General features: G+C 68.7%; 10 protein-coding genes, 1 tRNA gene and 1 pseudogene. 4 read left to right on the top strand and 8 right to left on the bottom strand.

The window, feature by feature from the left end:
• Window positions 1–125 precede the first annotated feature (125 nt).
• From rpmE to acs, 3 genes and pseudogenes are all read left to right on the top strand, one after another.
• A pseudogene (rpmE, locus tag B2U11_RS11810) lies at window positions 126–338 on the top strand (50S ribosomal protein L31); the annotation flags it as partial.
• Between the two features lie 204 nt (window positions 339–542).
• Entirely contained in the window at window positions 543–1391 is an 849-nt protein-coding gene (locus tag B2U11_RS11815) for a DcaP family trimeric outer membrane transporter (RefSeq protein ID WP_292071929.1), read from the top strand.
• 3 nt (window positions 1392–1394) lie between these two features.
• Window positions 1395–3350, top strand: a complete 1956-nt coding sequence (acs, locus tag B2U11_RS11820) for an acetate--CoA ligase (protein ID WP_292071919.1) — start codon at window positions 1395–1397, stop codon at window positions 3348–3350.
• A 31-nt stretch (window positions 3351–3381) separates the two neighbouring features.
• Here the strand turns inward: acs and B2U11_RS11825 are convergent.
• A tRNA-Gly gene (locus tag B2U11_RS11825) sits at window positions 3382–3456 on the bottom strand.
• 62 nt (window positions 3457–3518) lie between these two features.
• On the opposite strand from B2U11_RS11825, the gene B2U11_RS11830 reads away from it, so the two are divergent.
• Complete coding sequence (locus tag B2U11_RS11830; protein WP_292071920.1) at window positions 3519–3647, top strand: hypothetical protein; 129 nt, start codon at window positions 3519–3521, stop codon at window positions 3645–3647.
• 18 nt (window positions 3648–3665) lie between these two features.
• Here B2U11_RS11830 and B2U11_RS11835 read toward each other — a convergent pair whose 3' ends face one another.
• The 7 genes from B2U11_RS11835 to B2U11_RS11865 all read right to left on the bottom strand — a co-directional run bounded on the left by B2U11_RS11835 (window position 3666) and on the right by B2U11_RS11865 (window position 8320).
• Window positions 3666–4628 carry a TraB/GumN family protein gene (locus B2U11_RS11835; protein ID WP_292071921.1) on the bottom strand — a complete coding sequence of 321 codons (963 nt, stop codon included), beginning with the start codon at window positions 4626–4628 and terminating at the stop codon, window positions 3666–3668.
• 45 nt (window positions 4629–4673) lie between these two features.
• Window positions 4674–5327, bottom strand: coding sequence for a hypothetical protein (locus B2U11_RS11840; RefSeq protein WP_292071922.1), 654 nt, complete (start codon window positions 5325–5327; stop codon window positions 4674–4676).
• Window positions 5324–5527, bottom strand: coding sequence for a helix-turn-helix transcriptional regulator (locus B2U11_RS11845; protein WP_292071923.1), 204 nt, complete (start codon window positions 5525–5527; stop codon window positions 5324–5326). The genes B2U11_RS11840 and B2U11_RS11845 overlap by 4 nt, the downstream gene beginning before the upstream one ends.
• 10 nt (window positions 5528–5537) lie before the next feature.
• Entirely contained in the window at window positions 5538–6005 is a 468-nt protein-coding gene (locus B2U11_RS11850) for a hypothetical protein (RefSeq protein ID WP_292071924.1), read from the bottom strand.
• Window positions 6006–6095: 90 nt separating this feature from the next.
• A complete protein-coding gene (locus B2U11_RS11855) occupies window positions 6096–7322 on the bottom strand; it encodes a DNA recombination protein RmuC (RefSeq protein WP_292071925.1) in 1227 nt (408 codons plus the stop codon).
• Window positions 7323–7388: 66 nt separating this feature from the next.
• Window positions 7389–7991, bottom strand: coding sequence for a recombination mediator RecR (gene recR, locus B2U11_RS11860; RefSeq protein ID WP_292071926.1), 603 nt, complete (start codon window positions 7989–7991; stop codon window positions 7389–7391).
• Window positions 7991–8320, bottom strand: a complete 330-nt coding sequence (locus B2U11_RS11865; RefSeq protein WP_292071927.1) for a YbaB/EbfC family nucleoid-associated protein — start codon at window positions 8318–8320, stop codon at window positions 7991–7993. Before B2U11_RS11865 ends, recR begins: the two co-directional genes overlap by 1 nt.
• Window positions 8321–8649 lie beyond the last annotated feature (329 nt).

Genomic DNA, 8649 nt, shown 5'->3' on the forward strand with positions numbered 1-8649 from the left:
CTCTTGCCCCGGAACGCCCCCCGGTGTAAACGCCGCCCCTCGCTCCCGTCGCGCCTCGTGGCGGGATTCTCTAATTACGCGCAGTGACGGTCGGCATCGTCGTCGCGCAGAGACGGACAAGATCGATGAAAGCGGACACGCACCCCGACTACCACTTCATCACTGTTGTGATGACCGACGGCACCACCTACCAGACCCGTTCGACCTACGGGAAAGAAGGCGCCACGCTGAACCTGGACATCGACCCGACGTCTCACCCGGCCTGGACCGGCGGCAACCAGCACCTGATGGACCGCGGCGGCCGCGTCTCGCGCTTCAACAACAAGTTCGGCGGCTTCATCAAGCTGGACGCCACGGCCTCGAACTATTCCGGCGGCGATCCGGCCAATGGCGACGCGCTGCGCGAATTCTACCTGCCGGGCTCGATCCCCGTCGGCGGCGCGGACGAAGACACAGCCACCGATTTCAATGCACGCCAGACCCGCTTCTGGTTCACGACCGACGGCATGGTCGGCGGCCACAAGGTCGGCAGCCGCGTCGAGATGGACTTCCAGGTCCTGCCCGGCGCCGGCGACCAGCGCACCACCAGCCCGGCCAATCCGGCGCTGCGCCGCGCCTTCGTCACCATCGACAACTGGCTGTTCGGCCAGGAGTGGACCAACTTCCAGAACACCAACGTGCTGCCCGAGACGGCCGACTACATCGGGCCGGCGGAAGGCACCGTCTTCGCCCGCCAGGCCCAGATCCGCTACACGCGCGGCCCCTTCTCCATCGCCGTCGAGAACCCGGAGACGACCGTGACCCCGTTCGGCGGCGGCGCGCGCATCGTGGCCGATGACAACAGCCTGCCCGACCTGACCGCCCGCTATGTGGCGACCCGGCCGTGGGGCGAGGTCCAGCTGTCGGGCCTGCTGCGCCAGCTGAAGTACGAGAACCCCGGACTGGCCATCGACAGCTCCGCCACCGGCTGGGGCCTGTCCGCATCGGCCAAGGTCAAGGTGGGCGCCCAGGACGACCTGCGCCTGATGCTGAGCGGCGGCGAGGGGATCGGGCGCTACATCGGCCTGAACTTCTCCAACGACGCGGTGCTGGACGCCTCGGGCGAACTGGACGCCATCGGCGTCGTCGCCGGCTTCGCCGCCTATCGCCACATCTGGTCGCCGGGCTGGCGTTCGAATCTGATCTATTCGGTGCAGGAAGTCGACAACGACACCGTCCTGACTGGCCTGGGCGTCAACAGTTCGGCCCAGAGCGTTCGCGGAAACCTGATCTGGAGCCCGCTGACGGGATTTGATGTCGGGGCCGAGTTGATGTTCGGTGAGCGGGAACTGGAATCCGGCGCCAACGGCGACATGACCCGTCTGTCCCTGTTCGCCAAATACGGATTCTGATTGATGCTGGAGACGTCTCGCGTGCCCGATTCCGAACTCTATCCCGTTCCCGCCGACCTGGCCGCCCATGCCCACATGGACCGGCGAGCCTATGAGGCGGCGCGGATCGCGGCGCGCGAGACCCCCGACGCCTTCTGGTCCGAACAGGCCCGCCGCCTGGACTGGATGACCTTCCCGACCAAGATCAAGGACGTCTCCTTCAGGAAGGAGGACTTCCGCATCCGCTGGTTCGAGGACGGCGTGCTGAACGTCTCGGCCAACTGCATCGACCGCCACCTGCCCCACAGGAAGGACGAGACGGCGATCATCTGGGAAGGCGACGACCCGGCCGACAGCCGCCGCATCACCTTCGGCGAACTGCACGCCGAGGTGTGCCGCATGGCCAATGTGCTGAAGGCGCACGGGGCCAAGAAGGGCGACCGGATCACCCTTTATCTGCCCATGATCCCCGAGGCCGCCTACGCCATGCTGGCCTGCGCGCGGATCGGGGCGGTGCATTCGGTCGTGTTCGGCGGTTTCTCGCCCGACAGCCTGTGCGGCCGTATCGAGGACTGCGGCTCCACCCTGGTCATCACCGCCGACGAGGGCGTGCGCGGCGGCAAGGTCGTGCCGCTGAAGGCCAATGTCGACGCGGCGCTGGAGAAGGTGAAGGTCGACACGGTGCTGGTCATCCGCCGCACCGGCGCCGACGTGCCGATGGTCGAGGGCCGCGACGTGGACTACGCCGTCGAGGCGGCCAAGGCCGCGACCGACTGCCCGCCCGAGCCGATGAACGCCGAGGACCCGCTGTTCATCCTCTACACCTCGGGCTCGACCGGAAAGCCCAAGGGCGTGCTGCACACCACGGGCGGATACCTGTTCTGGGCCGCCTGGACGCACGAGATCGTCTTCGACTATCGCCCGGGCGAGGTGTTCTGGTGCACCGCCGACGTGGGCTGGGTCACGGGCCACAGCTATCTGGTTTATGGACCGCTGGCGAACGCGGCGACGACCCTGATGTTCGAGGGCGTGCCCAACTATCCCGACACCAGCCGCTTCTGGCAGGTGGTGGACAAGCACAAGGTCGAGATCTTCTACACCGCGCCCACGGCGCTGCGCGCCCTGATGCGCGAGGGCGACGCGCCGGTGAAGCGGACCTCGCGCAAGTCGCTGCGGATCCTGGGCACGGTGGGAGAGCCGATCAATCCCGAGGCCTGGCGCTGGTATCACGAAGTGGTCGGCGACGGCCGCTGCCCCATCGTGGACACCTGGTGGCAGACCGAGACGGGCGGCCATCTGATCACGCCGCTGCCGGGCGCGACCGACCTGAAGCCCGGCTCGGCCACCCTGCCCCTGCCGGGCGTCGAACTGCAGATCGTGGACGCCGAGGGCCAGCCGCTGGAGGGCGCCGTGTCGGGCAACCTGTGCATCACCGAAAGCTGGCCGGGCCAGATGCGCACCGTCTATGGCGACGACCAGCGCTTCTTCGACACCTATTTCTCGACCTATCCGGGCCGATATTTCACCGGAGACGGCTGCCGCCGCGACGAGGACGGCTACTACTGGATCACCGGCCGGGTCGACGACGTCATCAACGTGTCGGGCCACCGCATGGGCACCGCCGAGATCGAGAGCGCCCTGGTTCTGCACGACGTGGTGGCCGAGGCGGCGGTGGTCGGCTTCCCCCACGACATCAAGGGCCAGGGCATCTACGCCTATGTCACCCTGAACGCCGGGATCGAGGCGACCGAGGACCTGCGCAAGGCCCTGGGCGCCCATGTGCGGCGCGAGATCGGGCCGATCGCCACGCCCGACGTGATCCAGTGGGCGCCGGGCCTGCCCAAGACCCGCTCGGGCAAGATCATGCGGCGCATCCTGCGCAAGATCGCCGAGAACGAGGTCGGCGCCCTGGGCGACACCTCCACCCTGGCCGACCCGTCCGTCGTGGACGATCTGGTCAAGAATCGCGCCGGCGCGTGACGTCGGCGGCTGTCGGACGGCCTGAAGGGGATGGAGCGGGTAGCGAGAATCGAACTCGCGACATTCAGCTTGGGAAGCTGACGTTCTACCTCTGAACTATACCCGCGCTCCCGGTTCCCATAGCCTCGCCGGAGGCGGGGCTCAAGGCGGAAGGCGGGCGGACGGATCATGAGGCGCGACAAGGGAGCGGGCGCGGGCAAGGCCGCGATGTTCGGTTGCCTGGTCGTGATCCTGATCGGGGCCGGGGTGGCGGCGGCGCTCTGGGTGATCTTCGTCTGGGACGTCAATCAGGGCTGAGGCCGCCGCCTTTGCCGGTCAGTCGGCGACGCGCGTCACGTCAACGCCGCGCTGCGCCAGCAGGGCCTGGACGCTGTCGTCGCCGGCCAGGTGGGCGGCGCCCACGGCGATGAAGGCCGTGCCCGAGCCTTGCAGCAGGGTCTCGATCTGGTTGGCCCAGTCGGTGTTCCGGTCGACCAGGATCGCCTGATAGACGTGCGGCGCCGTGTCCTTCATGTCCTCGACCACGACGCGATCCAGTTCGGCCACGTCGCCCCGCGACCAGGCGTCGACCATGCCGTCCAGCATCTCCACGGCGTCGTCGAAGTCTTCCAGCGTCTGGCGGATGAACTCCAGCTGCACCGGCTCGTCCATCGTGGCCAGGATGCGAATTTGCTTGTCGATGGTCTCGAACGCCTTGATCGGCTTGCCGGCGGCCTCGGCGCGCGCCTTGAGAACCAGCTCCACCCCCGACTGGGGATCGTAGCCGGCCTTGACCAGCGGGGCCACCGACAGGGTCAGGCCCGCCAGCCACGGCCGCATCGGGTCCAGCTGCGCGGCCGTCATGCCCACGGTGCGAGCCGCGGCGTCCAGTTCAGCCACCTCCTCGGCGGTCAAGATGCTGGACAGGGGCTTGTCCGGCGACAGGCCGTACTGCTGGACCAGCGGCATGACGGCGGCCTGGTTGTCGGGATCGCTGATCTCGAACCAGATCTCGTCGGCGCTGTCGAAGGCGGCCTCCACGCGCGGGCTGGACCAGCCGGTCGTCGGGCGCAGCACATGGACCGTGCCGAACAGATAAAGGGTCGAGTCCGCATCCCTGACCACCCACAGCGCCGGGCCGTCGCCCTGGATCGCCGGCTGGGCGGCGGGAACGGCGGCCTCCTGGGCCAGGGCCGGCTGGCCGCTAAGGGCGAAGTAGAGCGCCAGGCCGCCGGCCACGCCGGCCGCGCCGCGCGCAAGGGTGGAAGCGGAGGTCTTCAGAAGGGTCGACAGGGTCATGGGTTCAGTCCTCTTTTTTGAGAAGGCGGTGAAAGGGGGCGGCGCTCAGGCCAGGCCTCGACGGGCCGAGGCGACGGCGGAGACGAACAGGTAAAGGGTCATCAGGACGGCGTAGATGTCCCAGGCGGTCAGGGGCGCCAGCACGCCCAGCCGCTCGGCCGCCGCCCACAGGAACAGCAGGCCCTGGCCCAGGAAGAAGGTCGCGGCCGCGGCTTCCAGCGTCGTGCGGCGCAGCAGTTCATCGACGCCGCGCCAAACCTTGACGTTCAGCACCGTGTGGACGGCCAGCAGCAGGACGATCAGCCCCATCGCCACGCCGCCCGCCAGCCCGGCCAGGGCGGAGACGATCGGCAGCATCAGGATCAGGCCGGAGAAGCCCATGACCGCCGCCTGGAAGCGCGCCTGGCGCCCTTCCTCGGCAGATGCGGGCTCGTCCATGCCGTACATGCGGCCCAGGCGGCGCGGATTCAGGCTGATGACCATGACCGCGCCGGCGCCGATCATCAGGGCGATCCCGGTCAGGGCCGCCAGGACGTCGGACCAGCGCACGTCCACGCCGTCCAGGGCGTCGGGCCCGATCAGGTCGGGCAGGATCAGCCGACCGAACAGATAGCCGGCGACGCCCATCGCCAAGCCAAAGCCAAAGGCGGTCAGCAGGCGGCGCGGCAGGCGCGAGTTCTTGAAGGAAGAGACGGTCATCCGTCGGTCTCCTGTTCCGAAAAGATGGATTCGATGGGTTGGCCGAAGACGCGGGCGATCTTGAAGGCCAGGGGCAGGGACGGGTCGTAGCGGCCGGTCTCCAGCGCGTTGACGGTCTGTCGCGACACGCCCAGCAGCTCGGCCAGGTGGGCCTGGGACCAGTCGCGCTCGGCGCGCAGAACCTTGAGGCGATTGTTCATGACATTCTCCTCATCGACGCCGGAACCACCACCACGCCCAGGCGACCGTGTAGCCGGCCAGCATCAGGACCAGCAGGCCGCCGGCGCCCAGCGCGGCGTGGGCCACCGGATCGTTGCGGCCGTAGAACCAGTCGGGCAGGCGCCAGTCCGCGGTCTGCGGCAGGGTGGCGATCAGCATCAGCGGAAGGCCCAGCAGCAGCGCGCCCGATCCGCCCCAGAACCAGGCGGCCTTGTGCGCCTCGCGCGCCGCCTCGTCGATCGAGCGCATCCAGTAGACGCTGACCCACAGGCTGACGCCGACGGCGATCAACCCGAACACGCCGAAGCCGATGATCTCGAACGCGGCGATGCGGTCGGCGACTTCAGGGCTGGACGCCGACAGATAGCCCACGCCGAACCCGGCCAGGCCCGCCAGGCCGCCGGTCAGCAGCCCGCCCAGAAACACCCATCCCAGAAGTCGCTTCAACTTCGGCTGCATGACAGCCCTCCTTGTCTTTATGACAAGGTCACTTTACGTATAAAACGATAAGCCTGTCAAGCGAGCTTTCCACATAGACAAGATCGCTTGCTATTCGGCGGATCGACCCTCGGTGGTCGCCAGCAGTTCCGGGCGATTGAGCGCGCGCGGACTGGCCTCCACCGGCACCAGCTCGGGCAGGGCCTTGCCTTCGTGATCGACCTGCAGATCCTCGAACCGGCGGGCCGAGACCATGACCTGGCTTTCCAGCGAGCCGACGAACTGGTTGTACTTGCCGACCGCCGTGTCCAGGGCCCGGCCGACCGCCGAGGCATGGCCGCCCATGACCGAAAGCCTCTTGTAGAGTTCGCGCCCCAGGGCGGCGACACGGTCGGCGTTGGCCGCCTGCTCCTCGGCGCGCCAGCCGTAGGCGACGGCCTTGCACAGGGCGAACAGGGTCGTCGGCGTCACGATGACCACGCGCGAGGTCATGGCGTGGGTCATCAGGTCCGGCTCGTGGTCCAGGGCGGTGGACAGGAAGGCGTCGCCGGGCACGAACAGGGCGACGAAGTCGGGGCTGGGCTTGAACTGGTCCTGATAGGCCTTGGACGCCAGCTGCCGGACGTGGGTCTTCAGGCTGGCGGCGGTGCGCAGGCCGACCGAACGGGCGCGCGCCTCCTCGTCCCCCTCCCCGTCGTCGAAGGCCAGGGGGACCTTGGCGTCGATCACGAACATGCCGCCCCCCGGCAGGCGCACGATGAAGTCGGGCCGATTCTGACGCCCCTCGTCGTCCGCGCTGGACGTCTGTTCCGTGAAATCGAACCGACCGGCCATGCCGGCGGCCTCCAGAACGTTGCGGCAGGTCTGCTCGCCCCAGCGACCGCGCCGGCCGGTGTTGCCGCGCAGCGCCTCGGTCAGCTTGCGCGCCTCGTCCCGCGTCGCCGAGGAGGCCGCCATCAGTTGGGCCAGCTGCTCGCGAAGGCCGCCGGTCTCCTCCGAGCGGGTCTTCTCCAGCGCCGCGACATGCTCCTGGAACTTGGTCAGGGTGTCGGCGACCGGCTTCAGCTGGGCCGCCATCCGCTCGCGCGCCAGCTGGTCCTGCGCACGGAAGGTCTCGGTCGCCCGACTGACCATCTGGTCGGCCACGACCTGCGCCGACTGCGCCGCCTGGGCCTTCAGCAGTTCACCCAGGGTGACCCGGCTTTCCTCGACCACCTCGATCCGCGCCAGGGCGGCGGACAGTTCGGCGCGGGCGCGCTGCCACCCCATGAAGGCCCACAGGAAACCGCCGCCCAGGGCGACGGCGACGACGGCGAGGATGGGCGCGAGCATGTTCATGGTCCGTTCCTTAAACGGAGTCGAAGGATCAGGCCAGTTGCCCGCTGGCTGCGACGGAATCGGTCGTCAGGTGGGCCGGCGGGCGCGCAGGGCCTGGACGATGGTGCCGTCGTCCAACCAGTCCAGTTCGCCGCCGACCGGGACGCCGCGCGCCAGCGACGTCACCTCCACCCCCGGCCCGGAGATGCGCTCGGCGATGTAGTGGGCGGTGGTCTGGCCGTCGACGGTGGCGGGCAGGGCCAGGACGACCTCGCGCACCTCGCCGCCCCTGACGCGGCCGTCCAGCTCGGCGACGCGCAGCTGGTCCGGCCCCACGCCGTCCAGCGCTGACAGCAGGCCGCCCAGCACGTGATACTTGCCGCGAAAGGCGCCCGACCGCTCCATCGCCCACAGGGCGCCGGCCTCCTCGACCACGCAGATCAGGCCGTTGTCGCGCGATCCGTCCGCGCAGATGGCGCAAGGATCGCGCGTGTCCGGCGCCCCGCATACCGAGCAGGACACCACCTTGTCCGCGGTTTCGGCCAAAGACGCGGCCAGCGGGACCAGCAGCTGCTCGCGCCGCTTCAGCAGCGCCAGCGCCGCGCGGCGCGCCGAACGTGGGCCGAGCCCCGGCAGCTTGGCGAGAAGGGAGATGAGCCGCTCGATCTCCGGCCCGGCGGAGGCGGCCATCAGAACAGTTTCGGCATTCCGGGAATGTTCATCCCGGCCATGGGTCCGGCCGCCTCGCGCATCAGGGCGGTGTTGACCTCGTCCAGCTTGCGCTTGGCGTCGGCATGGGCGGCGACGATCAGATCGGCCAGGATCTCGCCCTCGCCCGGCGTCAGCAGGCTGTCGTCGATCTTGATCGCGGTGATCTCGCCCGCGCCCTTCAGCGCCACGGTCACCAGGCCGCCGCCGGACGTGCCCTCCGCGGAGGTTTCCGCCATCTTGGCCTGGGCGTCCTGCAGCTTTTGCTGCATCGCCTGGGCCTGCTGCATCAGTTGGGTCAGGTCTTTCATGGCTCCTAGATAGGGCCAAGCGCCCCCGCCGCACAGGGGTCTTCGCCCACATCACGCAAATGGAAACGCTGCGATGCGCAATTCGCACTTGCGACTGTTGCGATAGGGATTAATTGCACCTGCATTCGTTGCTATTGAAGTCAGGAACGCTCCCATGGCCTATGACGCCATCACCCAACGCGACGCCCCGCTGTCGGACGCCGCCCTGTCGCAGCTTTTCACCGAGGCGCGCACCCGCAACGGCTGGACCGACCGGCCGGTCGCGCCCGAACTGCTGCACCGACTTTACGACCTGACGAAGTTCGGGCCCACGGCGCTCAACATGACGC

It is taken from the genome of Brevundimonas sp. UBA7534 (genome assembly GCF_002479325.1).
Taxonomy (GTDB): domain Bacteria; phylum Pseudomonadota; class Alphaproteobacteria; order Caulobacterales; family Caulobacteraceae; genus Brevundimonas.